The 26,690-nt window shown below is 73.7% G+C and carries 19 protein-coding genes and 1 pseudogene; 8 read left to right on the forward strand and 12 right to left on the reverse strand.

The features are described 5' to 3' along the window. Positions 1-135: 135 nt before the first annotated feature. The 7 genes from IH54_RS0133280 to IH54_RS0133310 all read left to right on the forward strand — a co-directional run bounded on the left by IH54_RS0133280 (position 136) and on the right by IH54_RS0133310 (position 8,505). Positions 136-660, forward strand: a complete 525-nt coding sequence (locus tag IH54_RS0133280; protein WP_031524176.1) for a PadR family transcriptional regulator — start codon at positions 136-138, stop codon at positions 658-660. After that, positions 657-1,415 carry an ABC transporter ATP-binding protein gene (locus tag IH54_RS0133285; protein ID WP_078862723.1) on the forward strand — a complete coding sequence of 253 codons (759 nt, stop codon included), beginning with the start codon at positions 657-659 and terminating at the stop codon, positions 1,413-1,415. Before IH54_RS0133280 ends, IH54_RS0133285 begins: the two co-directional genes overlap by 4 nt. Further along, positions 1,412-3,649 (forward strand): ABC transporter permease, encoded by a 2,238-nt coding sequence (locus IH54_RS0133290; RefSeq protein ID WP_031524181.1) that lies wholly within the window; start codon positions 1,412-1,414, stop codon positions 3,647-3,649. Before IH54_RS0133285 ends, IH54_RS0133290 begins: the two co-directional genes overlap by 4 nt. A gap of 512 nt (positions 3,650-4,161) precedes the next feature. Next, the gene (locus IH54_RS0133295) at positions 4,162-4,890 is read left to right on the forward strand and encodes a hypothetical protein (RefSeq protein WP_031524186.1); all 729 of its coding nucleotides are present in this window, start codon (positions 4,162-4,164) and stop codon (positions 4,888-4,890) included. A gap of 164 nt (positions 4,891-5,054) precedes the next feature. Then, a complete protein-coding gene (locus tag IH54_RS45885; RefSeq protein ID WP_031524188.1) occupies positions 5,055-5,537 on the forward strand; it encodes a hypothetical protein in 483 nt (160 codons plus the stop codon). Next, complete coding sequence (locus tag IH54_RS42110) at positions 5,528-7,213, forward strand: copper resistance CopC/CopD family protein (RefSeq protein ID WP_031524191.1); 1,686 nt, start codon at positions 5,528-5,530, stop codon at positions 7,211-7,213. Before IH54_RS45885 ends, IH54_RS42110 begins: the two co-directional genes overlap by 10 nt. Positions 7,214-7,266: 53 nt before the next feature. Then, positions 7,267-8,505: a glycosyltransferase gene (locus IH54_RS0133310; protein ID WP_031524194.1), complete on the forward strand. Its 1,239-nt coding sequence runs from the start codon at positions 7,267-7,269 to the stop codon at positions 8,503-8,505. 95 nt (positions 8,506-8,600) lie between these two features. On the opposite strand, the gene IH54_RS0133315 is transcribed toward IH54_RS0133310, so the two are convergent. From IH54_RS0133315 to IH54_RS0133345, 7 genes are all read right to left on the reverse strand, one after another. Further along, positions 8,601-9,002, reverse strand: coding sequence for a hypothetical protein (locus IH54_RS0133315; RefSeq protein ID WP_031524196.1), 402 nt, complete (start codon positions 9,000-9,002; stop codon positions 8,601-8,603). 127 nt (positions 9,003-9,129) lie between these two features. Then, positions 9,130-11,883, reverse strand: a complete 2,754-nt coding sequence (locus IH54_RS0133320; RefSeq protein ID WP_031524198.1) for an alkaline phosphatase family protein — start codon at positions 11,881-11,883, stop codon at positions 9,130-9,132. 11 nt (positions 11,884-11,894) lie between these two features. Then, a complete protein-coding gene (locus IH54_RS0133325) occupies positions 11,895-13,250 on the reverse strand; it encodes an ABC transporter permease (protein ID WP_031524200.1) in 1,356 nt (451 codons plus the stop codon). Further along, positions 13,247-14,215, reverse strand: a complete 969-nt coding sequence (locus tag IH54_RS0133330) for an ABC transporter ATP-binding protein (RefSeq protein ID WP_031524202.1) — start codon at positions 14,213-14,215, stop codon at positions 13,247-13,249. Before IH54_RS0133330 ends, IH54_RS0133325 begins: the two co-directional genes overlap by 4 nt. 267 nt (positions 14,216-14,482) lie before the next feature. Next, a complete protein-coding gene (lepB, locus tag IH54_RS0133335; RefSeq protein ID WP_052398145.1) occupies positions 14,483-15,235 on the reverse strand; it encodes a signal peptidase I in 753 nt (250 codons plus the stop codon). 131 nt (positions 15,236-15,366) lie between these two features. Continuing rightward, complete coding sequence (locus tag IH54_RS0133340) at positions 15,367-16,110, reverse strand: hypothetical protein (protein WP_031524206.1); 744 nt, start codon at positions 16,108-16,110, stop codon at positions 15,367-15,369. Positions 16,111-16,248: 138 nt separating this feature from the next. Continuing rightward, the gene (locus IH54_RS0133345) at positions 16,249-17,514 is read right to left on the reverse strand and encodes a cytochrome P450 (protein WP_234344146.1); all 1,266 of its coding nucleotides are present in this window, start codon (positions 17,512-17,514) and stop codon (positions 16,249-16,251) included. A 442-nt stretch (positions 17,515-17,956) separates the two neighbouring features. Here IH54_RS0133345 and IH54_RS0133350 point away from each other — a divergent pair, with 442 nt between their 5' ends. Beyond that, positions 17,957-20,233: a glycosyl hydrolase family 18 protein gene (locus IH54_RS0133350; protein ID WP_031524210.1), complete on the forward strand. Its 2,277-nt coding sequence runs from the start codon at positions 17,957-17,959 to the stop codon at positions 20,231-20,233. A gap of 197 nt (positions 20,234-20,430) precedes the next feature. Here IH54_RS0133350 and IH54_RS40560 read toward each other — a convergent pair. From IH54_RS40560 to IH54_RS0133375, 5 genes and pseudogenes are all read right to left on the reverse strand, one after another. After that, positions 20,431-21,754: pseudogene (locus IH54_RS40560) on the reverse strand (alpha-L-arabinofuranosidase B). A 162-nt stretch (positions 21,755-21,916) separates the two neighbouring features. Then, a complete protein-coding gene (locus tag IH54_RS0133360; RefSeq protein ID WP_234344147.1) occupies positions 21,917-22,999 on the reverse strand; it encodes an ABC transporter permease in 1,083 nt (360 codons plus the stop codon). After that, positions 22,996-24,594 carry a sugar ABC transporter ATP-binding protein gene (locus IH54_RS0133365; protein ID WP_031524214.1) on the reverse strand — a complete coding sequence of 533 codons (1,599 nt, stop codon included), beginning with the start codon at positions 24,592-24,594 and terminating at the stop codon, positions 22,996-22,998. The genes IH54_RS0133360 and IH54_RS0133365 overlap by 4 nt, the downstream gene beginning before the upstream one ends. After that, entirely contained in the window at positions 24,594-25,703 is a 1,110-nt protein-coding gene (locus IH54_RS0133370; protein ID WP_234344148.1) for a substrate-binding domain-containing protein, read from the reverse strand. The genes IH54_RS0133365 and IH54_RS0133370 overlap by 1 nt, the downstream gene beginning before the upstream one ends. Before the next feature lie 577 nt (positions 25,704-26,280). Next, entirely contained in the window at positions 26,281-26,601 is a 321-nt protein-coding gene (locus IH54_RS0133375; protein ID WP_052398146.1) for an ArsR/SmtB family transcription factor, read from the reverse strand. Positions 26,602-26,690: the final 89 nt, after the last annotated feature.

The raw sequence follows: 26,690 nt of genomic DNA on the forward strand, positions 1-26,690 counted from the left end.
GCCCGCCCGAGCCGTGCCGCGAAACCCCTCCGTCGGCGCACACGCGGCAACCCGATCGGCGGGCGGGGCGTCGGCGCGGCGCCCACGGCCCGAGGGACGTTGACCCGGTGTGCACACTCAGTGTATACACCGAGTGTGAACGTACCGATGACGCTTCTCGGGCTCCTGGAACGGCAGTCGAGCCACGGATACGACCTCAAGCGGGATTACGACACGTACTTCAGCCCCGGCAAGCCGCTGCTGCTGGGACAGGTGTACTCGACGCTCGGGCGGCTGGCCCGGGACGGGAAGGTGGTGGTGGGGCCCGCGGAGCCGGGGGCGGGGCCGGACCGGAAGCGGTACGTGATCACCGACCAGGGGGCCACGGAGGTCGAGACGTGGCTCACCGAGCCGGTCGAGACCGAACAGCACCTGCAGACGGAGCTGTTCACCAAGGTCGTGCTCGCGCTGATGCTGGAGCGCGACGCGTCGGCGTACCTGGATCTCCAGCGGGCCGCGCATGTGCGGAGGATGCGCCGGCTCACGGAGATCAAGCGGACCGGGCCGCTGGTCGACAAGCTGCTCGCCGACCACAGCATGTTCCGGCTGGAGGCCGACCTGCGGTGGATCGACGTCACACAGGCCCGGCTGTCCGCGCTCGCGCAGGAGGTGCTGGGATGAGCGGCAGCAACGGGGACGCGGGGACGCGCAGGCTCGACGAGGCCGCGGGGACGGGCGGGGGTGGCGGGGGCGCGGGCTTCGTCGAGGCTCGCGGCGTCGAGCTGGCCTTCGGGCGGACGCCCGCGCTGCGCGGCGCGGACCTGGCCGTGGGGCGCGGCGAGATCGTGGCCATCATGGGCCCGAGCGGCTCGGGCAAGTCGACGCTGCTGCACTGCCTGGCCGGGATCCTCGTCCCGGACGGCGGCGAGGTGCTCTTCGACGGCCGCCGGGTGGACCGGATGCGCGAGCCCGAGCGCAGCGAACTGCGCCGCGACCGCTTCGGCTTCCTCTTCCAGTTCGGCCAGCTCGTGCCGGAGCTGACAGCGGAGGAGAACGTCGCGATGCCGCTGCTGCTGAGCGGTACGCGGCGCGGGCCCGCGCTCGCCGAGGCGCGCGGCTGGTTCGCCCGGCTCGGTCTGGACGGGCTGGAGCGGCGCCGCTCCGGGGAGCTGTCGGGCGGTCAGGCGCAGCGGGTCGCGCTGGCCCGCGCGATGGCGGGCAGCCCTGACGTGCTGTTCGCCGACGAGCCGACCGGCGCGCTGGACTCGCTCACCGGCGAGCAGGTCATGGAGCTGCTGGTCGGCACCGTCCGGGAGAACGGCACCACGGCGGTCATCGTCACGCACGAGGCCCGCGTCGCCGCGTGCGCCGACCGCGAGGTCATGGTGCGCGACGGCCGTGTCACCTCCCCGGCGCTCGGCGGGAGCCGCACGTGATACGCCTCGGTCTGCGGATGGCGCTCGGTACGGGCCGGGACGCCCTGCTGCGGCTGGCCGTGATCGCGGCCGCGGTCGCACTCGGCGTCGGCATGCTGCTGGCCACGCTCGCCGCGCTCAACGCCACCGGTACGCAGAACGCCCGCAACGGCTGGCTCAACACCGGCCGGGTACCGGCCCAGGCGCAACCGGGCGCCGACCCGCTGTGGTGGCAGATCGCCGCGGACGGCTTCCAGGGCAGGCTGGTGGGCCGGATCGACGTGGCCGCGACCGGCCCGCACTCCCCCGTACCGCCGGGCATGCCGCGGCTGCCGGGCCCGGGCGAGTTCTACGCCTCCCCCGCGATGGCCGAGCTGCTGCGCGACACCCCGGCTGCCCAGCTCGCCGACCGCTACCCGGGCAGGCTCGCCGGGACCATCGGCAAGGCGGCGCTGCCCGGTCCTGACTCACTGGTCATCGTGATCGGCCACCGCCCGGACGAACTGGCCGGGCAGCGCAACGCGACCGAGGTGAAGGCCATCGCCTCGTCCTCGCCCAGCAGTTGCAGCGGGCCGAGCTGCACGGTGGGCACCAACAGCAACGGGATGAAGCTGATCCTCTCGGTCGTCGCCGCGGCAATGATCTTCCCGGTGCTGGTGCTCATCGGCACCGCCACCCGGCTGTCGGCCGCCGCGCGCGAGCAGCGGTTCGCGGCGATGCGGCTGGTCGGGGCGACGCCCCGGCAGATCGCGGTGGTCTCGACGGTCGAGTCGACGGTGGCGGCGGCCGCGGGCGTCGCGGCGGGCTTCGGCCTCTACGAGGCGCTGCGCCCGCTGCTGGTGAAGGTCGACTTCACCCGCACGCCGTTCTTCCTCTCCGACCTGTCGCTGTCCGTGGCCGATGTCGCGGTGGTCGCGCTGGGGGTGCCGCTCGCGGCGGCGCTGTCGGCGCGGCTCGCGCTGCGCCGGGTGCGGATCTCGCCGCTCGGCGTCACCCGCCGGACCACGCCGCGCCCGCCGCGCGCCTACCGGCTGATCCCGCTGGTGGCCGGGCTGGTGGAGCTGGCGTGCTTCATCGGGCACCGCCCACCGACCAGCACCGGGCAGGTGCGGGCCTTCCTGCCCGGCATCCTGGTGGTGCTGGGCGGGCTGGTGGTGGCCGGGCCGTGGCTGACGATGGCGGGCGCGCGGCTGATGGCCGCGCGTGCCCGGCGCGCCGCCGGGCTGGTCGCCGGACGGCGGCTGTCGGACGACCCAAAGGCCGGTTTCCGAGCGGTCAGCGGGCTGGTGCTCGCGCTGTGCGTGACGACCGCCGCGGTCGGAATCATCGACGCGATGGTGCACGAGCGGGGGCTGCCGGGCACGAGCAAGGCGGTACGGGACACGGTGGCGAGCGACCACCGGGACTTCACCTACCACCGCATCGTCGGCACCGGCGTCACCCCGCCGGACAGCCTGCTCGCTGCGCTGCGCGCGGTGCCCGGCGTCGGAGGCGTCCTCGTCGTCCACGCCGATCCCGGCGGTGACCGCAACGCTCCCTACAGCGGCGGGCTGGTGGACTGCGCGCAGCTGGCCACCGTACCGGTGTACGGGGCCTGTGCGCAGGGCGCGCGGACGGCGTCCTTCAACACCGGAGTGGACTCGTACGGCCTGGACCACGACCATTCGTGGCCGACGCGCTGGCCGGCCGCAGCGACGACGCCGGAGGAGCTGCGGGGGCTGCCGGTCGTGCAGGTCGCCGTGACCACGGACGGCTCGCGGTCCGCCGTGGAGACCGTGCGGACGCTGCTGGCGCGGGCGTACCCGGCGGACGACCCGCCGTACACCGTCGCCGAACAACGCGCCGCGGATGCGCAGGAGCTGGACAGCTACCGGCGGCTGGCCGATGTCGTCATAGCCGTGAGCTTCCCCGTGGCCGGGTGCAGCCTCGCGGTCGCGGTGGCGGGCGGCATCGGCGACCGCAAGCGGCCCTTCAGCCTGCTGCGGCTGACCGGGGTGCGGCTGCGGACGCTGCGTCAGGTCGTGCTGCTGGAGAGCGCGGTGCCGATGCTGGCGGTCGCGGTGGTGGCGGTCGGCACCGGGTTCCTGGCCGCCCAGCTCTTCCTGAAGGCGCAGCTGGGCTACTCGCTGCAGCCGCCGGGCCCGGAGTACTACGTCATGGTCGGCGGCGGGATCGTTGCGGCGCTCGCCGTGATCGGGGCGACGCTGCCGCTGCTGACGCGCGTCACAGGACCGGAGAACGCGCGCAACGAGTGACGGGGGCGCCGCGCGGGATCCGGATCGCGCCATCCGCCGGCCGGCGGGTGGCGCGATCGCGTCCCCGGGCCCTCGCCGTCCTTGCGGGGGTCCGCGGGCGGCCTCGCGGGCAGACCAATCCGCCGGGTGGCCGACGTTGTCAGGGTGCCGTCCTGGGGCGTTGCGGAATCTTGTGGTGTAGACCAATTTACCCCAGCGAGGCCGGGGTTGAGTCGTTGAACAGGGCCACAACCAGGCATGACACGTAAAGGTCCAGACCTGATTGGTCCAGACCCTTGCGCGAGCTGACGGTGAGTGCCACCGTACTGGGCAACCCCGCTCGGGTGTCGTGCGGAGGTACGGCCGGCCGCCGCCGGCAGCCTCCGCGCCCGAAACGACGCCCGAGCGCCGTACGCGTCGACGAGGTAACAGCGGCCGGTGCAGCGCACCGCGCCGCCGCGCCCCCACCGGCCCGCGGTGCCCGCCGCGGGCTGCACGCCTGCTCGTTCGCGATCGAAGGGATCGTCACCACCATGCGCGGACTCACCATGCGCGAGAAGTCCACCGGGTTCGGCATCGCCGCCGGCCTCGGCACCGTCGCCCTGCTCGCCGGGCTCGCCACCTTCGCCGGTGGCGGTACGGCCTCGGCCGACCCGAACACCACCACCGCCGTCAGCTCCGGCCCGTCCAGCTGGACGCAGGCCACCGCGACCGGCCAGCCCTCGCAGTACAGCTCCCCCCTGGAGCGCTGCGCCAACGGCGTCGACCACCCGATCAGCGGCGCCAACCCCATCCTCGGCGAGCCGCTGAACACGAAGTTCAGCAGCAACGTCGGGCTGTCGGAGCAGGTCACCTTCTCCGGCAACCAGTGGTACGGCGACTGGAACTTCGTCTTCACCAACACCTCCTCGCAGACGCTCTCCACCGACTGCGCGGTGCTGGTCTTCCGGGCGCCGTCCAGCTCCGACGACCACAGCTACACCTCCACCCAGGCCTACGGGCACCCGCAGCAGGACTACCTGGAGGTGCCGCGCGGCGACGGGACGTCGTTCTACATCGCCCGGCTCGGCTTCCACGACGTGACGCTCGCGGAGCGCCAGGTCGCGCCCGGGCAGTCCTTCACGTACACCTTCGGCGGCGTCCCGTCGGCGGCGATCAGCAACGACCAGATCCGCGACTCGCTGAAGTTCACGGCCGACCTGGACCTCAAGGCCAACGAGTCGCTGATCGAGCACTACGGCACCGACCGCCTCACCAACTGACGGTCGGCTGACGGCTGTTCCGCCCGCCGGCCGGGCGGACCCGGCCGTCTCCCGAACCCGGGGGCGGGCGCCCGGTGCGTGTGGCGCCCGCTCCCGGCCGCGTCCACGGCCGCATCCACGGCCGCTGACGGTCTGACGGTCCGCTGACGAAGGAGGGGTGCGCGGTGGTGCGCGTACCGAAGCGATGGGTGGCCCTCGGTACGGCCGCCGCGGCGGTCACCGCGGCGGCGGCCCTGCGGTCCGGCGGGGCCGCGCACGGCGGGAGCGGCGCGGACGCCGCCGCCGGGCAGCAGGCCCTCGCCGTCGCCCGCCAGGAGTTCGGCCGGCTGTCCGGCGGGGACTGGGCGGGCGCCTGGCAGTTGTGGACGGCCGACGCCCGACAGGCCGTCCCTCAGGACGAGTTCGTCCGCGCCAACACGGAGTGCCGGCCCGCGCTGGGCGTCCCTTACGTCCTCGGTCCCGGCTCCCGCACCGGCCCCGGCACCTTCCGCGTCAGCTGGACCCACGCCGGCACGACCGGCAGCAGCACCCTGCAACTCGCCTCCGGCCACTGGTACTTCTCCCCCGGCCCGCAGACCCTCGCCGACTTCCGCCTCGGCGCCGACCACGTCGTCCGGCAGCGGCGCGCGAGCGGGTCGTGCCGCTGAGGGGCGGGCGGGCGCCGCTGCACACCCTGCTGCGGCGACTGGCGGCGGGCGCGGCGCTCGCGGTCGCCGCGGTGCTCGCGCCGCCCGGTACGGCCGGGGCGCACGCCGACCTCGTCCGGTCCTCGCCCGCCGACGGGGCGGTGCTCTCCGCCGAGCCGCGGCAGGTGACGCTGGTGTTCTCGGAAGAGGTCGCGCTCCGGCTCAGTTCCGTGCGCGTCATCGGCCCCGCCGGGCGCCGCGTCGACGAGGGCCCGCCGACCGCCACCGGGCCGGGCGGCGACGGGATGAGCGTCCGGCTCGCGCCCGAGGCGCGGCCCGGCACGTACGTCCTGAGCTGGCGCACCACCGCGACCGACGACGGCCACACCACCACCGGCGCCCTCGCCTTCTCCGTCGGCGCCCCCTCCGCGACCCCCGCGGCCGCCCCGGGGAGCACGGACCGCCTCACCGGCGCGGCCCTCGACGCCGCGGTCTGGCTCGGCTTCGCGGGCCTCGCCGCGATGGTCGGCTTCACGGCCGTCCGCGCGTCCTGCCTGCCCCGTCCGCCGGAGGCGGAACCGGCAGTATCCGCGGAAGAGGACGGGCTCCCCGGCGCGGGAGGGACGGGCGGCACGGCCACCGCGGCGGCGGTCGCGGAGGGCCCCGTCACAGCGGCGCCCGGCGCCACCGGCACGGCCTCGCGCGCCGCCGCGGCCGCCGCCGGGGACCCTGCCGGCAGCGCCGCCGCCGGATTGCACCGCGGGGAACTGCCCGCAGGCACGTCCCCACGGGTCACCGCGGCCGTCGCGGAAGACCCCGGCGCGGGCCGCGCCAGGAGCGCGACGGGTCGCCTCGTCGGGGCCGACGTCGTGCACGCCGCGCCCGGCGGGGCGGGGACCGGGCCCGCGTGGGCGGGGCTGCGGTGGCCGGCGGCCGTGGGGTGGGGGGCGGTGCTGGCCGGCGCCGTCGCCCAGCTCCTCGTCCACGGGCCGGCCGCGCAGGGCCTGTCCCTCGCGCACGTCAGGGACCGCTCGCTGCTGTCGGCGACACTGAGCACGCACGAGGGGCACACGCTCGTCGCCCGGCTGATGCTGCTCGCGCTGACCGCGGTGGTCGGTGAGCAGATCCTGCGGCACCGGCGGGCGGGCGCGGCCGGGGCGGTGCCCCTGGCGCTGCTGCTCGCGCTGACGTGGAGCGAGACCAGCCACGCCCCGGGCGAGCCGCTCGCGCCGCTCGCCATGCTCGTCACCGCCCTGCACGTCACGGCGATGGCGGTGTGGGCGGGCGGCGTGGCGACGCTGGCCGTCCTGCTGGTCCGCCACCGCGGGCCCGAACTGGCCACCGCCGCCCGCCGCTTCACACGCCTGGCGCTGGCCGCCGTGGGCGTGCTGATCGCCACCGGCACTTACCAGGCCTGGCGCCTGCTCGGCAGCTTCGGCGCCCTGACCGGCACGCACTACGGCCGCCTGCTGCTCCTGAAGAGCGCCCTGGTCCTTGCCGTCCTTGCGGTGGCGGCCCTCCGCCACGCCCACGGCCGCCCCTCCCCCGCGGCCCCCGCACGTACCGTCCTGGCCGAACTCGCGGGCCTCACCGCCGTCCTGGTCGTCACCGTCCTGCTGACCTCCACCGCCCCGGCCGCGCACACCGCCGGGGCGGCCGGCACCGCACGCCCCGCGGGGACGTCGGCGCCGCGCTGAAGCTCCGGGAGCGAGGCCCGTCCGGCATACTGGTGACCGTGCGTGTGGCCATCATGACGGCGGGTTCGCGAGGGGACGTGGCCCCGTACACCGGGCTGGGGCACGGGCTCGCCTCGGGCGGGCACGATGTGACGGTCGTGACGCACGAGCGGTTCGCGGGACTCGTGGCGGACGCCGGGGTGGGCTTCCGCGGGCTGCCGGTGGACCCTCGGGCCGCGCTGGCGTCGCACGCCGGGCAGGACCTGCACGCGTCGCGGAACGCCGCCGTGAAGCTGTGGCGGCTGTTCGGGATGGCCCGCGAGCTGGTCGGGGAGATGGCCGGGGCGCTGCTCGCGGCGGCCGAGGGCGCGGAGGTGCTGCTGCTGGGCGGGGCGGTCGCGCCGCTCGGGCAGGTGATCGGGGAGGGCCTCGGGGTGCCGACCCTCGGGGCCTATCTGCAACCGCTGGCGCCCACACGGGAGTTCGCACCGCCGGTGATCGGCACGGGCTCGTGGGGCGGGCCGGTGAACCGGGCGGCGGCGCGGGCCGTCAACGCGGGGCTCGACACCGTCTTCCGGGACGCCGCCCGGGACCTGCGCCTCCGGCTGGGGCTGGAGCCGCGCGGCGTGGGCGCGGCCCGGCGGGCGCGGGATCGCGCGGACTGGCCGGTCTTCCACGGCTTCAGCCGCCATGTGCTGCCACGCCCCGCCGACTGGCGCTCCGGGCTCACCGTCACCGGCTACTGGTGGCCCCGGGGTGCGCCGGACGCCCGGCTCCCGGACGAGGTCGAGGACTTCCTCGCGGCCGGCCCGCCGCCCGTCTACGTCGGGCTCGGCAGCGCCACCGTGCCGGACCCGGCGGGGCTGAGCGCGGCGGTGGTACGGGCGCTGCGCGCGGCCGGGGTGCGCGGGGTGGTCCAGCGCGGCTGGAGCGGGCTGGACGCGGGGGAGGCGGCGGGCGGCGACATGCTCACCGTCGGGGACCTCCCGCACGAGCTGCTCTTCCCGCGCACGGCGGCGGTCGTCCACCACGCGGGTGCGGGCACGACCGCGGCGGCCCTGCGCGCGGGGGTGCCCGCGGTGCCGGTGCCGGTGCAGTTCGACGCGGCCTTCTGGTCCCGCCGGCTCACCGCACTCGGCGTCACGCCGGGCCCCGTCCCGCTGCGCACCCTCACCGCCGGAGCCCTCGGCGCGGCCGTCCGCCGGGCCGTGACGGACCCCGCGTACGCCGCACGGGCCGCCGAACTCGCCCGCCGCATCGGCACGGAGGACGCCGTCGCCCCGGTCCGCACGGCCCTGGCCCGGCTGGCGTAGACGGGCGGCGGGAACGCGTCCCGGGCCGACCCCACGACCCCGCGGCCACCTGCCACCTGCCACCTGCCACCTGCCACCTGCCAGGCGTAACCGGCTCAGCCCGCCAGCGGCAGGAATCCGCCCCGCGCCGACCCCGCGGCCATCAGCCCCGCGAGGTCCAGCTCCGCGGGCAGATGCGGCAGCGACAGCACCAGGACGCCCCCGGCGGCCTCGGCGTCGGCGCACCAGTCGCCCATGCCGGCCTCCTCGTCCGCGTCCTCGGCGGCTCCGCCGTCCAGCGCGGGCAGGACGGGCGCGGCCAGCGCGGGGATCACGACCCCGTGCTCGCCGGGACCGTCGACGACGCACATCGTCAGCCGCGGCAGCACGCTCCACCCCGCGGGCCGCTGCACCTCCTGCCCCACCGCCGGCAGGGCGTCGTGGACGGGCGCACCGGCCAGGAGCAGCACGGGGGTCCTCCCGCGCACGAAGAGGGTGTTCTCAGGCGTCAGCAGCACTCCCGCATCATGGCATCCCGCACCGACAGCCGCCCCGCGGGGCTCCCGGGGTCCGGGCCCGGAAAGGGGACGGCCCCCGCCCGGCGCACGGTGCGCCGGGCGGGGGCCGCCTGCCGTCAGCGGGGCGTCAGTCGTCGTTCTCCGTGGAGGGGATGAACGCGCCGGGGACGTCGTCCGGGGCGAAGATCCTGCTCTCGCCCGGGTACGGCTTCTTCCAGTCGTGCGTCTGGTACCACGTGAAGTGGTTCATCTGCGCGGGGTTGGCGTAGTCCGGGACGGCGGACGGGCCGGTCAGCCGCTGCTTGGACTTCCAGCTGTCCCACTTCGCGGCCGTGGCCTTCTCGGCGGCCGGGACGACGGCGGACGGCGCGGGCGCCGCGGCCGGGTCCTGGGCAGCCGGGGTGTCCACACCGCAGGAGGGCGGGGTGGCGAGACCGGCGGTCAGCGAGGTGCGGTTGGCCAGCGCGGTGAACGGCGTGTAGTCCGGCTCCGAGGTGAAGGCGGCGGTCATCGGGGTGGCCGCGGTGTCCTTCTGGTTCATCGGCTGGACGCCGAGGATCTGCTCGATCGTGCGGATCATGGTGATCTGCGAGTAGTAGTGGCTGTCGACCGCGCCGTGCTGCGCCCACGGGCTGATGATCTGGATCGGGGCGCGGTGGCCGTCGACGTGGTCGAGACCGGCCTGGGAGTCGTCCTCGACGACGAAGATCGCCGAGTTCTTCCAGTACTTGCTGTGCGAGATGGTGTCGACCATCCGGCCGACCGCCAGGTCGTTGTCCGCGACCTGCGCGGCGGCGTTCGCCGGACCGCCGGTGTGGTCGCTGGACAGCCAGAACATGTTCAGGTTCGCCGGGCCGTTCTTGGCGAAGTCCTGCTCCCACAGCTGCTCGCGGTAGATGTCCGGCACCGAGGTGTCGAACTTCGGGAAGCCGTGCACCGACACGTCGTTGAGCGACGGGATCGGCGACGACGAGTCCAGCGGGTACTGCGTGGGCGCGCCCGTGGCGTCCATCGACTTGGCGTCGCAGTACAGGTTCTGCCAGGTGGCCGCGGCCGGCTTGGTCAGGAACTGCTGGAACTCGCCGAAATCGCGGACGGTGTTGCCGGCGGCCTGCGCCCCGGTCCACAGGAAACCGCTCTTCTGGTGGCCGAGGGCGTCGTCCTCGGTGTCGTAGCTGCGCAGGTACTCGCCGGCGGAGGACTCGGTGTACTCCGGGTTGTCGGCCTGCATCAGCCAGTTGTGGCCCTCGGCGGAGTTCGTGCCGATGTCGTAGGTGTTGTCGTACAGGCCGAACTGCTGGGTGAGGGCGTGCTGGTTGGGCGTGACGTTCTCGCCGAACTCCGCGAGCGCCGGGTCGCCGTTGCCCTCCGGGATGTCACCGAAGAGCTGGTCGTACGTCCGGTTCTCCTTGACGATCAGGAAGACGTGCTGGATCGTCGACGGGTCGCCGAGGCGGGCCGGGACGGGCACGGCCTTCTTGCCCTTGTGGTTGCCCGGGGCGTCCTTGACGTTGTCCCCGGTCCAGCCGTTCTGCCGGAAGACCTTGGACGTCTCGGACCGGATCACCTTGTCGGCGGGGAGCGTGAAGGTGGTCAGGCTGGAGGTGGTGTCGTGGGTGGCGTGGCCGGCCGCGGTGGTGGGGCGGCGGGCGTCGATGCCACGGGTGTTGGACACCACGATCTTGTTGCCGACGGTCGCGATCTCGGCCGGGAAGTAGTCCGTCGGCAGCAGGCCGACGTAGCTGACCGGCTCCTGCGCGGAGCTGAAGCGGTAGACGGCGACCGCGTTCGCGCGGCCCAGCGTCACCAGCAGGTGGCCGTCGTCCGTCAGCGTCACCGCGTCCGGCTCGTAGCCTACGGTGGCCTGCGGCCACGGCTGGGTGGCGATGGTCTGCACGACCTTGCCGCGCCCGGTGTCGATGACCGACACGCTGTTGGTCGCGGTGTTGGTGACGAACAGCGTCCGGCCGTGGGCGTAGAGCGCCGTCGGGTGCAGGCCGACGTCGATGCTGCCGACGGCGGCGGCCGGGTCCGCCACGTCGATGACGCTGACGGTGCCGGTCGTGGTGGCGCCGGTCACCGGGTTCGCCGGGACCTGCGTGCCGTACGAGTTGATGGTGCTCTCGCCGGGCTCGGCGGTGCGGCCGCCCTCGTTGCTCACGTAGAGCTTGCCGCCGACGAGGGCCAGGCCGCGCGGCGCGTTGCCGGTGGCCCAGCTCCGGGTGATCGCGCCGGTCGCGGCGTCGATGGCGACGACGCGGTTCTGGCCGTTGACCGCCGAGTAGACGGTGGAGCCGTCCGCGGAGAAGACCGCGGCCGCGGCCAGCGCGTGCTTGCTGCCGTCCGCCGGGATCGCGACGGTGACCGGGTTCGCCAGCGTGCCGTCGGCGTTCACCGTGAACCTGGTGTAGCCGTCGGTCTGGCCGAGCCACAGCTGCTTGCCGTCGGGCGAGTACGCCGGGCCCTCCTGCCCGATGTCGTTGCCCTTGATCCGCAGGTTCGCGGACGCGGAGTTGCCGACGATCTGCTGGACCTTGTTGCCCTTGAGGTCCACGATCGCGAGCGCCGCGCCGCCGTCGGTGACCGACGCGGCCATGTGGGTGCCGTCCGGGCTGACCGTGGACGACATGATCTTGCCGTTGTTGATGACGAGGCGGTCGCCGTAGGGGGCCAGGTACTGGTCACTGGAGATGACCGTGCCGTCCTTGGTGTCCTGCCCGACCTGCTGGGTGCCGAACCCGTTGGTCGTGGCGAACGCCGTTCCCGTGGCCGCCACTGCGAGTGCGGTGACTCCCGCCGTTACCAGGGGCACGCGGTGGCCGACGCGTTTCGAGAGGAATCCCGCCCTCTCGGCACGCCGACGATTGCGTGTTACCTGCATGGTTTTCCCTTTCAGGAGGTGTGGAGCAGCTCGACGTTGCCGTCGAACTGCCAGAGCGGGTTCGGTGCGTCCCCTTGCGGGGTGCGCACCAGGAAGTAGCCGTTCACTTCCTTCGGTCCGTCGCCGTCGGCGACGTACCGCCCGTCCGCGGTGACGTCGAGCTGGTAGATGGCCTGACCAGGTGCTTCGACGCCAGGGAGGTGCCAGGTCACGACGCAGCGCCAGTCGTTGCCCGGGCCGTTGGCCGAGACCTGCCCGCCGCCGCGGTTGCAGGCCGCGGAGACCCGCAGCTGCGCTTCCGTGACGGCGGGCCGGTTCAGCTCGGAGGTCTGGATGCGGTAGAGGTGGGCGAAGGCGGTCGCGACCGAGCGCTGGATCTTGTGCTGGTCGATGCCCGAGCCCGTGGCGGGGGTGGCCGCGGCGACGGCCCCGACCGTGACGCCGCACAGCACCGCGAGCGGGACGAGCCCGCCGGTGACGGTGCGCCGCCCGGAGGCGTCGTCGGTGGAGTTGGTGAAGTCGCGGCGCAGGAAGAGCCGGTAGGCCAGCAGGGTGCCGGCGACCGCCCAGGCCAGCGACACCGCGACGCCGACGAGCAGCGGGGTGAGCTGGCCCGGACTGGTGAACAGGCCGTTCCAGGAGATGAACGCGTAGCCGGGCAGTGCGAGGCGCACCGCGACCGGCAGCGGCAGCATCTGCGCGAGCTGCATCGCGAGCGCGACCAGCGCGGGCAGCAGCAAGCCCATCGGGGAGCGGCCGAGCCCGATCGAGCCGAGCAGGCCGATCGCGGCGAGCGCCAGGGTCGGGGCGAGCACGCACGCCCAGGCGAGCAGGACGTGCCCGGCCGCGTCGGAGGGCGCGAGCAGATGCCCGTCGAGGCCGACGAGGGCGTGGTTGCCCTCGGCGATCAGGCCGCCGGCGACGCTGGAGGCGCACAGCCCGGCGAGCATCAGCACGATGACGGTCAGGCTGCCGAGCACCTTGGCGACGAAGATCCGCCGCGGCGAGCGCACCGCGACCAGCAGGTGCCGCCAGGTGCCGAGCCGGTCCTCGGACGCGAAGACGTCACCGGCGACGACCGAGGTGAGCAGCGGCAGCGCCCAGGTGCCGGAGAAGCCGAGGACGACGAGCGACCCGGCCCAGCCGGTGGCGTGCATCCAGCGGCCGAACAGGGTGTCGGTGGGCAGCGTGCTCTGTCGGCCCACCGCGACGACGAAGAGCGCGGGAGCGATCCAGCAGGCCAGCACCAGCAGCCGGACGCGCCACTGGGAGACCAGCTTGACCAGCTCGAAGCGGTAGCCGCGGGCGACCGGGACGCGGGCGCCGGCGGACGGCTGCTGCTCCCGGACGGGGGCGGTCGCGGTCATCGGGCGGCCTCCTTCTCCTGCTGGGTGCCCCGCGGGTCCTCCGGCGACTCGGTGAGCGCCAGGAAGGCCGCCTCCAGGGGCGAGACGACGGGGGCGAGCTCGCGTACGGCGATGCCCGCGGACACCACCTGGGCGACCAGCTCGTCCAGGGCCGGGACCGGCGCGCGGACGACCAGCGCCTCGGCGCCCCGCCACTCCACCGACTCCTCGACGACGCGGATCCCGGCGACGGCCGCGGCGGCCTCCCGGGCGGCCGCGGCGTCGGAGGTGAGCAGCCGGTAGTCCAGCTCGCGGTTCTCGGCGGCGAGCTTGCTCATCGGGCCGGTGAAGACGACCCGGCCGGTGGCGAGGATGGTGACCTCGGAGCACAGCGCCTCCAGGTCGTCCATCCGGTGGCTGGAGACGACGACGCTGGTGCCGGTCTCCGCGAGCCGGGTCAGGACGCCGTGCACGTGCTTCTTGCCCGCCGGGTCGAGGCCGTTGGACGGCTCGTCGAGGACCAGCAGCCGGGGCTGGGTGAGCAGGGCGGCGGCGAGCCCGAGGCGCTGCCGCATGCCGAGGGAGAAGCCGCGCACCCGGTCGTCGGCGACGTCGGTGAGGCCGACCTGGGCGAGCGCGTCGCCGATCGCAGAGCCGCCGGTACCGGTGCCGCGCAGCGCGGCGAGGGCAGCGAGGTTCTGCCGGGCGGTGAGCGAGGGGTAGAGGCCGGGGCCGTCGACGAATCCGGCGACGCCGTCGGGGGCGGCCGACCCCCGCCCGACGGGGGTGCGCAGGATCTCCAGCCGGCCGCTGTCGGCGACGGACAGCCCCAGCAGGAGGCCGAGCAGCGTCGTCTTGCCGGCTCCGTTCGGTCCCACCAGGCCGTGGATCTGCCCCTGCGCCACGTCCAGGTCGACGCCGTCGAGCGCGACGACCTCCCCGAAGCACTTGGTGATCCCGCGGGCCCGGACTGCGGTTGCGTCCATGAGTCCCTTCCTTCCGAAGCCTCAAGGGACCCTAGGGAGGCAAGAAGAACACCTGCACCGGCCGGAAGCTGAACGCTTGTGGAACGCGGGGTGACGTTGTGCCATTGCACTCACACCCGGGTCCAATTCCGTTGCAGGTCAGGGACTTGACGTGACGTACCCGGAATATGGCGCTCCGGTGCGGGCGTGCGCGGCTCCTGGGCAGCTCGCGCCCGGGGCCGTACGGCTCACGCCCGGGGCGCGGCCGTTACGGCGCCACGCGCGGGATCAGCCGCGCGGCTGCGGCGGGGCGGCGGGCAGCAGGGCGCGGCGGCGCTTGGCGCGCGTGGCGTTGAGGGCGAGGCCGACGAGGCCCGCCACGCCCGCCGCCAGGCCCGCGAGCGCGATGGCGCCGTGCCGCCGCGGGTGCGAGGCCCCCTTGACGGCGACCCCCTCGACGCGCGAGCCGGCGACCAGCCCGCGGAAGCGGGAGTCGGCGGAGTCGTTGCGGTTGTCGCCCATCACGAACAGCTTGCCGGCCGGGACGTCGAGGTCCGCCGCGCGGCCGGGGGCGAGGGGGTCAGGGCCCAGGTAAGGCTCCTCCAGGGCCTTGCCGTTGAGCGTCACCGTGCCGTCCGCCGAGACGGCGAGGTGGTCGCCGCCGCGGGCGATCAGCCGCGCCATGTGCGGTACGCCGGGGGAACCCCAGTCCGCGCCGTCGAAGAGGATGACGTCGCCGTCGCGCACCGTCGAGCCGTCTGCCCGGTCGAACTCCACCGTGCTGCCCGCCGGGTAGGTCGGGGCCATCGACACGCCGCTCTGCCGCAGCACGCGGTGGCCGGAGTCCTGCGTCCCGAACAGGGCGAAGCCCACCGCCGAGGTACCCGCCCCGGCGATCAGCAGCGCGACCCACACCGCGAGCATGCGCCGACTGCCGCGGGTGCGCACGAGGCGCGCGGGGTACGGCTGCCAGGTGCCGCCCTGCCCCTGGTACGGGGCGGCGGGCCGCGGCCCGGTCGGCGTCGGCCCGGTCCCGGTCATGGCTCGTACCTCTCCTCGAAGACGTGGGGCGTCGCGGTGTGCGGCGAAGAACACGCACGCAGCGGTGCTCCCCCCGGGCCGGGGCGAGCACCGCTGCGGCGGTGGTGCTGGTGCGCGGAAGCGCGGGCGGTTCAGTGCCGGCGGCCGGCCTGGCGGCGGAAGAGCACCGCGGCGCCGACGGCCAGCAGGACCGCGGCGAGGGCCGACAGGCCGATGACGGACGCGCCGGTCTCGGCGAGGCTGCCGGAGTCGCTCTTGGTGTCGCTGGTCGGCGAGGCGGTCGCGCCGGGCGTGCCGGTGGTCGCACCGGTCGTCGTCTCGCCGGTGGTGCCGCCGGTGGTGGTCGCACCGGTGGTGCCACCGGTGGTGGTCTGGCCGGTGGTGCCGCCGTTGGTGGTCTGGCCGGTGGTGGTCTCGCCGGTGGTGCCGCCGGTGGTCGTCGCACCGGTCGTACCGCCGGTCGTCGAGCCGGAGTCGTTCTTGCACTCGACCCAGAAGACCTTCTGCTTGGCCTGACCGTGCTCGCCGTCGAAGTTCCAGAGCAGCTTGTAGTGGCCGTCCGGCAGGGTCATGTCGTCGGTGCGGCCGTGGCCGGACGCGTCGGCGGTCAGGGTGCCGGTCGCCTCGACCTTGTCCTTGCCGGTCGGCGGCTGGTCGACGATCTGCCAGGACGCCTTCTGGCCGCCGTCGAACTTGAAGGCGTCCAGGTAGAACGTGCAGACGTGCGGGTTGTTGCTCATGACCTCGTCGCCGGTCTTGGCGTCGTGGATCTTGACGGTGCCGTTGTCCCCGGGCGCCGCGAGAGCGGCGGGGGCGAACACCACGGTCGCCGCGGCGGCGGCAACCGCGACAGCGACCGAAGGGAGGGCGCGCATAGGGCCTACCAACCTGAAGGGATCGAAACAGGATTGCGGGGGGAGAGCACACACATTCGGGTCAACGTTGCCCGCGCGTCAAGTCGCCGTACATATCGGTCGCGCATCTCCCCCGGGCACATTCCGCCCGTACCCGGATCAGGCCACGGGCACCCCCTGCGTCACACGGACCGGGAAGGTGCCGTGGCCGCGCAGCACGACGCGGTCGCGGCGGGTCGGCGGGGTGTCGGCCGGGGCGAGGTGCGGGAAGCGGGCCAGCAGGAGGGGGAAGGCGACGGCGGCCTCCAGCCGGGCCAGGCCGTTGCCGATGCAGACGTGCGCACCGGCGCCGAAGCTCAGCGGGCGGCTCGCGGTGCGGGTCGGGTCGAAGCGCTCGGGGTCGGGGTAGCGGGCGGGGTCGCGGTTGGCGGCGCCGACCAGCAGCACGAGCTGGGCGCCGCGCGGCAGCGGCACGCCCGCCAGCTCCTGGCCGTCCGCGTGCACGATGCGGCTGGTGAGCTGGACGGGCGACTCGTAGCGCAGCACCTCCTCGACGAAGGGCCCGACCTCGATCCGCCCGGCGCGCAGGCCGGCGGCGGCCTCGGGGTGGTCGAACAGCAGCCGCAGGCCGTTGCCGAGCAGGTCGGTGGTCGTCTCGAAGCCGGCGACGAGCAGCAGGGTGAGGTTGGCCAGCAGCTCGCCCTCGGACAGCCGTCCGTCACCGGCGTCGCGCGCGGCGAGCAGTGCGCCGACCAGGTCCTCCGACTCCCGCGGGTGCGCCCGGCGTTCGGCGACCAGGTCGCCGAAGTAGCCGGCGAGCCGGACGGCCGCGGCGTCTGCGGGGAGCAGCATCGCGGGGTCGGCGACGAACTCCAGCGCGATCGTCAGGTCGGCGGCGAGGGTACGGAAGAGGTGCCGGTCGGCCGCGGGCACGCCGAGCATCTCGCAGATGACGGTGAGCGGCAGCGGCGAGGCGAACGCGGTCATGAAGTCGACCGGCGCGCCGTCCGCGCCCGACTCGGCGAGGGAGTCGAGGAGTTCGCCGACGACCTCCGCGACCATCGGCTCGTAGGCGGCGATGCGGCGCGGGGTGAAGACGGAGTTCATGAGCGCGCGCATGCGGGTGTGCTCGGGCGGGTCGTTCTCCAGCACCGAGCGGGCCAGCAGGCCGATCGCATCGTGCGCGTCGCGGTCCTCGGGGGAGGCCTGCGCGCCGGTGACGCCGAAGGCGGGATTGCGCAACGCCCGGTTGACGGCGTCGTAGCCGGTGACGAGGTAGAGGCCGCCGCCGACGTCGAGGACCGGGCCCATCTCCAGAGCACGGGCGTAGAGCGGGTAGGGGTCCTCCCGGCCGCCGGGGGCGAGCATCTCCAGGGCGAGGGCCGCCGGGTCGGGGGTCTGCGCCTGCTGCGGGGCGGCGGTCATCGGCGGTCGCTCCTCGACATCCGTACGGCATACGGGACATGACACGAAAGAACCTGCGGGGACGAGTATCCCGAACGAGAGGTGTACCGCACAACCGTGACGGCGGAATCCACGTGCGAGACATTGTGTCGCCCTTAAAACATTCCGACCCTCTCCGCCCCGCCCCCCTGCCCGCAACCCACCGCCGGTCAAGTAAGGGTAAATTCCGGCGAGTTGGTCTAGTCCTCTGCGGCGCGATGACCCGCGCGAAGCCGTCACCCGGCAGTCAATTGGTCCAGTCCAATTTTCGTCCGGCGCATTGCCGTAGCCGCTGATCTCGGCTGTCCTGGTGAGGCCGCCCTCGCGCCCCCACATCCCGAGGAGAGCCGTGTCCACCGGACCGCGATTCCCCAGACGTCCACGTTCGCTCAGCGCTCCCCCGCCCCGCCGCCCGCTCGCGCGGCTGCGCCGCCGGCTGGCCGCACTCGTCGCGACCACCGGCCTCGCCGTCGCCGGGCTCGCCGGCATCTCCGCGCCCCCCGCGCACGCCGCGGGCGCGGTCACCGCGGAGTTCAGCAGCACCGGCAGCGGCTCGTCCTGGACGGGCACGTACACCGTCAAGAACGGCACGTCCGCCGCGATCAGCACCTGGTCGCTGGAGTTCGACCTGCCGACCGGCGTGAAGATCACCGGCGAGACCTACGGCACCTCCACCGTCACCGGCCAGCACGTCGTGGCCTCCCCCGCGTACTACAACGCGAGCGTCCCGGCGAGCGGTTCGACGTACCCGTACAGCTACACCTTCACCGCCTCGGGCCCGCTGTCGACGCCGACCGGCTGCCTGGTCAACGGCGCCAAGTGCGACGGCAGCCCCGCCACGCCGCCGCACGCGCCCACCGGCGTGACGGTCTCCGACGCCACCGCCCACACGGTGACGCTCGGCTGGACGGCGGCCGCGATCGGCGACTTCCCCGTCGCCTCCTACGACGTGCTCCAGGGCAGCACGGTGGTGGCCTCCAGCGGCACCACCAGCGCGACCGTGCAGGGCCTCTCGCCCGCCACGTCCTACCAGTTCACGGTGCGCGCCAAGGACAGCCGCGGCAACGTCGGCGCGGCCAGTGCCCCGGTCACGGCGACCACGTTCGACCCGTCCACCGACACCGTCCCGCCGACCGCGCCCGGCAGCCTCAAGTCGGGCGGGGTCACCGACAGCACCGTGGCGCTGTCGTGGGGCGCCGCGACCGACAACAACCGCGTCGCCGCCTACGACGTCTACCAGGACGGCAAGCTGGTGACGTCCACCCCGGCCGCCACCCGCACCGCCACCCTGACCGGCCTCGCGCCCTCCACCGCCTACACCTTCACCGTCAAGGCCCGCGACCTGGCCGACAACTCCTCGCCCGCGAGCAACGCGGTCTCCGTGACCACGCTGGAGGCGGTCGGCAACGGCGGCTACGCCAAGGTCGGCTACTTCGTGCAGTGGGGCATCTACGGGCGCCAGTACTTCGTCAAGAACCTCGACACCTCGGGCGCCGCGGCCAAGCTGGACGTCATCAACTACGCCTTCGGCAACGTCGATCCGGCCAACCTGACCTGCCTCCAGGGCGTCACCAAGGGCACCACCGCCGACCCGGAGGACCCGAGCCAGGGCGACGGCGCCGGTGACGCGGAGGCCGACTACGGGCGGGCCTTCCCTGCCTCCCAGTCCGTCAACGGCCAGGCGGACGACGGCTGGGGCAAGCTGCGCGGCAACTTCAACCAGCTCAAGGAACTCAAGGCGAAGTACCCGCACCTGAAGGTCGTGATGTCGCTCGGCGGGTGGACCTACTCCAAGTACTTCTCGGACGTGGCCGCGACCGACGCCTCCCGCAAGAAGTTCGTGAAGTCCTGCATCGACACCTACATCAAGGGCAACCTGCCGTCGTACGAGGGCGCGGGCGGCGCCGGTGTCGCGGCCGGCATCTTCGACGGCTTCGACATCGACTGGGAGTGGCCCGGCTCGCCCGACGGCCACCCGGGCAACCACTACTCGGCCGCCGACAAGGCCGACCTGACCGCGCTGCTCGCCGAGTTCCGCACCGAACTCGACGCGCTCGGCGGCAGCCACCTGCTGCTCACCGCCTTCACCCCGGCCGACCCCGACAAGATCGCGCTGGGCTGGGACCTGCCGCAGGTGTCGAAGTCGCTGGACATCGAGAACGTCCAGGGCTACGACTTCCACGGCTCCGGCAGCGACAACTCCTGGGAGCCGAAGCGCACCGGCCACCAGGCCAACCTGTACGCCGACCCGGCCTCGCCCGTCCCGAACGACTTCAGCGCCGACAAGGCGATCCAGACCTACCTCGCCGCCGGGGTCAGCCCGCGCAAGCTCACACTGGGCCTGCCCTTCTACGGGCGCGGCTGGCAGCAGGTGGCCGACGGCGGCGTGCACGGCGTGTGGCAGGCCGCGAACGGCGCGGCGCCGGGGCAGTTCGCCGAGGAGGCGGGCACCCGCGGCTACAGCAACCTGGTCGCCGGTGTGCCGGGGCTGACCGTCTACCACGACGAGCAGGCGGTCGCCACGTACGGCTACACCGGCAGCGGCGGCCAGTGGTGGTCCTTCGACGACGCCTGGTCGATCGGCAAGAAGGCGCAGTACATCACCTCGCACCATCTGCTGGGCGCGATGATCTGGGAGATGTCGGGCGACACGTCCAACGGCTCCCTGCTCGGCGCCCTCACGACCGGCCTGGGCGGCTGACACCCGGGCCCGCCGGGTCCGGGCGGTCGGCGCCCGGACCCACCGCGGCCCGCCCGGCGTGACCCGCCGCCGGGCCGCACGGCAGGACGGTACGGCTCTGTGCCGCCTGCCGCGGGGCGGTACGGCTCTGTGCCGCCCCGCCGCCGGCCCGGCGGCCGACCCCCGCCGGGCCGTACGGGTGTCGTGCCGCGCTGGGCTCAGGGGGCCCAGGGGGAGGCGACGGCCCAGCTCGCGTCGTCGGCGAAGGACGTGCTGGAGTCCCACGCGTTGGAGCCGCCGTTCACGGCGAGGTAGACGTTGTAGTTGTAGTGGCGCAGGTAGTGGTCGGGGTAGTTGACGGACGGGAACGACAGGCCCTGCCCGTTCAGGCCGCTCTGGGCGCAGAAGGTGGCGTCCTGCTTGAACAGGTCACTGCCGTCGCTCGTGGCAATTCCCAGCTTGAAGTTCTGGTGCCGCAGGTACTGGCCGGACTTGTTGGCGGACTCGAAGGACACGCACCCGCTGTTGGCCAGGCCCGCGCGGACGATCCAGGTCGCGTCGCCCTTGTCGGTCGCCGAACTCGACGACGTGACGCCCGCGATGACGACGTTGGCGTCGCTGTCGTCGTGCTTGAGGTAGTCGCCGGTGCAGCACGAGGTGGTGGCGCGCAGTGACGTCTTGCTGCCGACCGTCAGACCCCCGGTGCCGCCCGTGGAGCCCGCGGTGTAGCCGACCGAGGTGATGTTGGACTGCACGGCGTTCTCGGTGGCGTCCGAGGGGTAGCCGGACGTCATCACGCCCTCGTAGAAGGTGCCCTGGGCGCCGACGCTGTTGTCACCGCCGATGCCGAGGATGATCGCGCCCTGCTTCTTCATCGGGTTGTAGCCCGAGACGTTGGGGCGTACCCCGCTGTAGAAGGTGGACAGGCTGCCGGACTGGGCGTTGCCGCCGCGGATCGCCCACTGGTTGGCGCCGCCCTTGATCAGGGCGGTGGTGAAGCGGTAGTTGATCGTCGGGTCACCGGAGTTGAGGTGCTGGTTGACGCCGGAGAACAGGCCGTTCTCCAGGTCGGCCATGATCCAGGGGCCGTTGCCCGAGGGCGCTCGCGAGGTTGTCGTAGCCGCCGGAGGCCGGGCCGTTGAAGCCGCCGGGGGGTGCCTGGGTGAGGTTGTTGCCGCGGCCGGACTGGTCGTAGATGACGGTGATGACGCACGAGGTGCCGGAGCAGAACGAATCCTGGGCGGCGGCGTTGGCGTAACCGCCCGCGCTCAGCACACCGATGTTCTGCGTGGCGTTGTCCGACGCGCGCCGGACCTGGTACAGCGAGCCGTTGTACGAGCCGTACAGGGCCCGGGTGGTGCTGTGCGCCGCGACGCACGGGGTGCCGCCGGACTGGTAGATGTCGCAGGGCAGCGAGCCCGCCGCCTGCGAGGCCGGCGAGGTGCCGGCCAGCACGCCGGCGACCAGCGCGGCGGTCGCGCCGAAGGCGAGCGCGAGGCTGCGCAGCCGTCTGCGGACGCGGATCTTCGCGAGTACGGACACGGGGTCCTCCTCTGTGTGGGGGGTGGTGGGGTGGTGCGGGCCGGGCGGCCGCCCGGCGGGGTCCGCCGGGGTGCGTGCGGGCAGCCCGGAGGACCGGTCCGGCGCCGGTGGGTCCGGCGCCGGACCGGCTCTGCGCCGCGGCATGGGGGTCCGCGGCGTCACTCAGCCGCGGCGCGCCACGCTTCTGGCGCGCAGCCGGTCGGCGGTGATCGCCAGCCCGAGAACGCAACCGAGCACGATGTTGGTGTAGTTGGAGTTGATCTGAAGGGTCGTCAGGCCGTTGTTGATGAGCTCCAGCAGCACCGTTCCGGCGACGATGCCGAGGATCCGGCCCTGCCCGCCGACCAGGCTCACCCCGCCGATCACGGCCGCGGCGATCGCCGACAGCTCCCAGCCGACGCCCACCCCGCTCGCCGACCCGACGCCCATCCGGCCCAGCACCAGGATCCCGGCGAAGGCGGACAGCAGCGAGCTGGTCACGTACATCGAGATGATGCGCCGGTCGCCGCGGATGCCGGCCAGCCGCGCGGCCTCGGGGTTGCCGCCGACCGCGTAGACCTGCCGCCCGGCGTAGGTGCGTTCCAGGAAGAACCAGGCCACCAGGGCGACGACGACGAACAGGATGAGCGGCAGAGGCACCTGGGCCACGTACGTCTGCCCGAGATCGCTGAAGGTGCCGCCGATGCCGATGATCGAGGTGCCCGAGGTGATCGCGAGCGTGACGCCCTGCGCGACGGTGTACGTCACCAGGGTCACCACGAAGGGCGCCATCTTCAGCCGGGTCACGGCCAGTCCGTGGATCAGCCCGACCGTGCCGCATATCAGCAGGGTGACCAGGATCGCGAGCACGGGCGGCAGCCCCGCCCGCACGTTGAACCAGGACATCAGGATCACGCTGGTGCCCAGCAGCGCGCCCACCGACAGGTCGATGCCGCCGGTGAGGATGACGAGCGACTCGCCGATCGCGATGAGCCCGTACTGCGCCAGGTCGAAGCCCATGCCCTGGAGGTTGACCGCGCCCGCGAACGTCGACTTGTCGAGGGCGAGGAACACGAAGACCACCACGCAGGCCGCGACCACGCCGACCTCCGGTGTCTCCAGCAGGCGCCTGCCGAGCGACGTGCGCGGCTCCGCGGCGTCGGGGGCTGCCGCGCCCGAACCCCGTGTCGCGGGCGCGGTGCCGGCAGCCGGACCCGCGCTCTCCCTCCCGCGCGTGCCGTCCTTCATCGGCGTGCCGTCCTTCATGCGCGTGCCTTCCCTCCGCCGGCCGCGCCGGCTCCCGTACCGCCGCCCGCGGGTCCGGAGCCCGAGCCGGCCGCAGCGGTCATGATCACTTCCTTGCCGAACCGGTCGCGCGGCAGGTCGGCGACGATCCGGCCGTGCGCCATCACCACGATGCGGTGGCAGATCCACAGCAGCTCCTCCAGCTCGGAGGACGCCACGAGCACCGCGAGGCCGTCCTGCGCGGCGGTGTCGATGAGGCTGTAGATCTCCGCCTTGGCCCCGACGTCCACCCCGCGCGTCGGCTCGTCGAGCAGCAGCAGCCGCGGGTCGGCCGCGAGCCAGCGGCCGAACACCGCCTTCTGCTGGTTGCCGCCGGACAGCGAGCCGATCGGCTGCTCCTGGGTGTGCAGCCGCACCCCGAGGTCCTTGACGATCCTTGCCGCGTGCGTCTTGTCGACGCGCGGCCGCAGCAGCCCGCGGCGGCTGATCCGGCGCAGCGTCGCGAGCGTGACGTTCCAGCGCACGGAGTGCGCGGGCAGCAGCGCCTGCACCTTGCGGTCCTCCGGCACCAGGCCGATCCCGGCCGCCACGGAGTCGGCCGGGTGCCGGGGCCGGAAGTCGGCGCCCTCGAAGGCCACCGACCCGCCGGTACGCGGCTGCGCGCCCATCACCGTGTGCAGCAGCCGGCTGCGGCCCGAGCCCATGAGCCCCGCGACGCCGACGATCTCGCCCGCGTGCACGTCCAGGTCGACCGGGCCGAGGCCGTCCGCGGTCAGCCCGCGCACGCTGAGCGTCGCCACGCGCTCCACCGACGGCGGCGGGGCGAGGTCGGCTCGGGCCAGTTCGGCGCCGACCATCTCGCGGATCATCCGCTCCTCGGTGGCCTCGGCCGGTGTCAGGTCCGCCACCAGCTTGCCGCTGCGCAGCACCACCACCCGGTCGGCGACCGCCCGCACCTCGTCGAGGCGGTGCCCGATGAAGAGCACCGCTCCCCCGGCCGCCGCGTGCTGCCGGGCGAGCGCGAGCACCCGCTCGGCCTCGACCGGGCCGAGCGAGGACGTCGGCTCGTCGAGGATCAGGACGACGGGGCGGTGGCCCCACGCCTTGGCGATCTCGATCATCTGCCGCACGGGCACCGGGTAGCGGCCCACCGGCCGGTCGACGTCCACCCCGCCGACACCGACCTCGGCGAGCAGCGCCCGCGCCTCCGCGCGGGTACCGGCCCGGTCGACGACGAGCGTGCCGAGCGGGCGGCTGTCCGCGCGCTGCGGGCGGCGGCCCAGCAGCAGGTTCTCCGCCACGCTCAGCTGGCCCACGAGCGGGAACTCCTGGGCGACCAGGGCCACGCCCATGTCCCGCGCGTGGTCGGGGCGGCCGGGCTGGAGCGGCCGCCCCGCGATCTCGATCGCGCCGGTCGTCGGGGTGACCGTGCCGGACAGCACGCCCATCAGCGTCGACTTGCCCGCGCCGTTCTCGCCGACGACGGCGACGATCTGGCCGCGCGCCAGGTCGAGCCGCGGGATGTCCAGGACCTTCACCGGGCCGTACGTCTTGCTGACGTCGCGCAACGAGACGGCGGTGTCGGCGCCCGGGGCGTCTGCCGGGGCCGACGCCATCAGCCGATGCCGAGTTCGGTGAGCTTGGCCTGGTAGGCGCTCAGGTTGGCCTGGGTGACCAGGCCGACGCCGGAGCTCAGCGTCGTACCGTCGGACTCCAGGTAGGGCTTGACGAGTTTCAGCGTCGCGTCGACGCCCAGCACCTTGAAGGCCGCCAGCAGGTACGCGCCGGTGTAGCCCTGCTGGTAGGGCTGCTGGAGGACGGTCGCCTGGATGACGCCGGACTTGACGAAGTTCAGCGTCTGCGGGTCGCTGTCGTCCGAGATGATCTTCACCTTGCCGGACTTGCCCGCGGCCTGGACGGCCTGCCCGGCGGACGGGCCGTCGTAGGAGTAGACGCCGTACAGGCCGTTGACGTTCGGGTTGGTCTGGATCGCGGTCTGCGCGTTGGTCAGGGCCTTGGAGGCGTCCATGCCGTCGCTGAGCTTCTGCACGACCTTGATGTCGGTGCCCTTGAGAGCGTCCTCGAAGCCCTTGATGCGCTCGACGGCGTTGGACGTGGTCAGCGAGCCGACCAGGACGACGACCTGGCCCTTCCCGCCGAGCGCCTGCTTCATCGCCTCGCCCGCCTTCTGGCCCGCGGTGTAGTTGGGGGTGCCGAGGTAGAGCGCGGCGCCGTCCTCCTTGGGCAGCGGCGAGTCGATGGCCAGCACCGGGATGCCGGCCTTGTTCGCCGAGCTGATCGGGGCCTTGATCGCGGTGGGGTCGATCGCGGACACGCTCAGGCCGGTGATGCCCTGGCCGCGCAGCGTCTGGATGATGCTGAGCTGCTGGTCCAGCCGGCCGTTCGCCGGGGCCTGGTAGACGCCCTTGACACCGATGTCCTTGACGCCCTTGTTGAAGCCGATCTTGCCGGCGTTCCAGTAGTCGACGGCGACGTTCACGACCATCGCCTCGTTCACCTTCGACAGGTCCTTGCCCGCCAGGGCCTGCTTCAGGGCGGCGTCCAGCTTGGCGAGGTTCGTGTCGTTGAAGGTGATGTCGCCCTGGATCGTCACGGCGGGCGCGTCCTTGCCCGTCCCGCCCGCCGAACCGCCGCTGCTGCCCGAACCCGAGTCGCCCGCACCGCTCTTGCTGCACGCTGCCGCACCGGCCAGCACCGCCAGCACGACGGCGGCGGCGCCGCAGCGCCGTACGATCGCGCGCCGCTGCCCGCTGCTGCGGGCTGCCGCGCGGCCTGCAGCGCTGCCTGCCGTGTCTGCCGCGCCCCCTGTGTCCGCTGCGTCCGCCGTGCCTGTTGCGTCCGCCCCGTACGCCGTCCGACCTGCCCGACCACACCGCACTGCACCCATGACAACATCCCGTCCGGAAAGGCCTCGTAGCCCGTTTGCTGTTTGTTAGCGCTCACAACCTGATCGTGTCGTACGTGTCGTGCACCGGCCCGACCGACCCCGTCCCAGGGGTCGGCGCACCCCGTACTCCCACCGGCGAACCCGGCGTCGCACCGATCGAGAGGCGGTACGGCATGCCCCTCGTACCTCATGGGCACGCAAGTGCCCCGCAGGACCCGCCCGCCTCCGCGTCTGACGTGGCGTCCGGCGCGCGGGTGATCCCGTCACCCTTCGAATGTTAGCGTTCACTGATTGGGCGTCAAGAGAGCGTGCAGAAAGTTTTCGACGCTCCGTCCGGGGCCGCGCCCGGCGCACGCGGCGGGGCCGAGTGGGCGCGGCGCGCGGGGTCAGCGGGTCAGCGGGTCAGCGGGTCAGCGGCGGTGTCGTCGGCCGCGGACGCGTCGCTCAGGCCGAGCCGCAGGTGGTCGAAGTGGTAGACGGCCTGGTCGAGGAGCTCGGCCACGTGGCTGTCGTACAGCCCGTAGACGACCGACCGCCCCTCGCGGCGCCCGACGACGAGGCCGAGGTTGCGCAGCAGCCGCAGCTGGTGCGAGCAGGCGGACTGCTCCATGCCGACGGCGCGCGCCAGCTCGGCGGCCCCGCAGGGGCCTTCCCGCAGCAGGGCGAGGGCCCGCCGCCCCTCGCGGGTGCGGCGGGCCCGAGGGGGTTGGGTCAGAGGCCGCGTGCGAGTCGGTAGTAGGCCTGGTTCCAGCGGATCTCCTGGGTGAAGCGGCGCAGGGTGGTGTCGTTGTCGATGAGGAGGAG

Source organism: Streptomyces sp. NRRL F-5123 (assembly GCF_000721495.1).
GTDB lineage: Bacteria > Actinomycetota > Actinomycetes > Streptomycetales > Streptomycetaceae > Actinacidiphila.

What these genes read in the sequence shown, in the direction of transcription:
- IH54_RS0133285 (WP_078862723.1), top strand. Translation starts at nt 657, where the DNA reads ATGAGCGGCAGCAACGGGGACGCGGGGACGCGCAGGCTCGACGAGGCC.
- IH54_RS0133295 (WP_031524186.1), top strand. Translation starts at nt 4,162, where the DNA reads ATGCGCGGACTCACCATGCGCGAGAAGTCCACCGGGTTCGGCATCGCC.
- IH54_RS0133310 (WP_031524194.1), top strand. Translation starts at nt 7,267, where the DNA reads ATGACGGCGGGTTCGCGAGGGGACGTGGCCCCGTACACCGGGCTGGGG.
- IH54_RS0133320 (WP_031524198.1), bottom strand. Translation starts at nt 11,883, where the DNA reads ATGCAGGTAACACGCAATCGTCGGCGTGCCGAGAGGGCGGGATTCCTC.
- IH54_RS0133325 (WP_031524200.1), bottom strand. Translation starts at nt 13,250, where the DNA reads ATGACCGCGACCGCCCCCGTCCGGGAGCAGCAGCCGTCCGCCGGCGCC.
- IH54_RS0133330 (WP_031524202.1), bottom strand. Translation starts at nt 14,215, where the DNA reads ATGGACGCAACCGCAGTCCGGGCCCGCGGGATCACCAAGTGCTTCGGG.
- lepB (WP_052398145.1), bottom strand. Translation starts at nt 15,235, where the DNA reads ATGACCGGGACCGGGCCGACGCCGACCGGGCCGCGGCCCGCCGCCCCG.
- IH54_RS0133340 (WP_031524206.1), bottom strand. Translation starts at nt 16,110, where the DNA reads ATGCGCGCCCTCCCTTCGGTCGCTGTCGCGGTTGCCGCCGCCGCGGCG.
- IH54_RS0133345 (WP_234344146.1), bottom strand. Translation starts at nt 17,514, where the DNA reads ATGACCGCCGCCCCGCAGCAGGCGCAGACCCCCGACCCGGCGGCCCTC.
- IH54_RS0133360 (WP_234344147.1), bottom strand. Translation starts at nt 22,999, where the DNA reads ATGAAGGACGGCACGCCGATGAAGGACGGCACGCGCGGGAGGGAGAGC.
- IH54_RS0133365 (WP_031524214.1), bottom strand. Translation starts at nt 24,594, where the DNA reads ATGGCGTCGGCCCCGGCAGACGCCCCGGGCGCCGACACCGCCGTCTCG.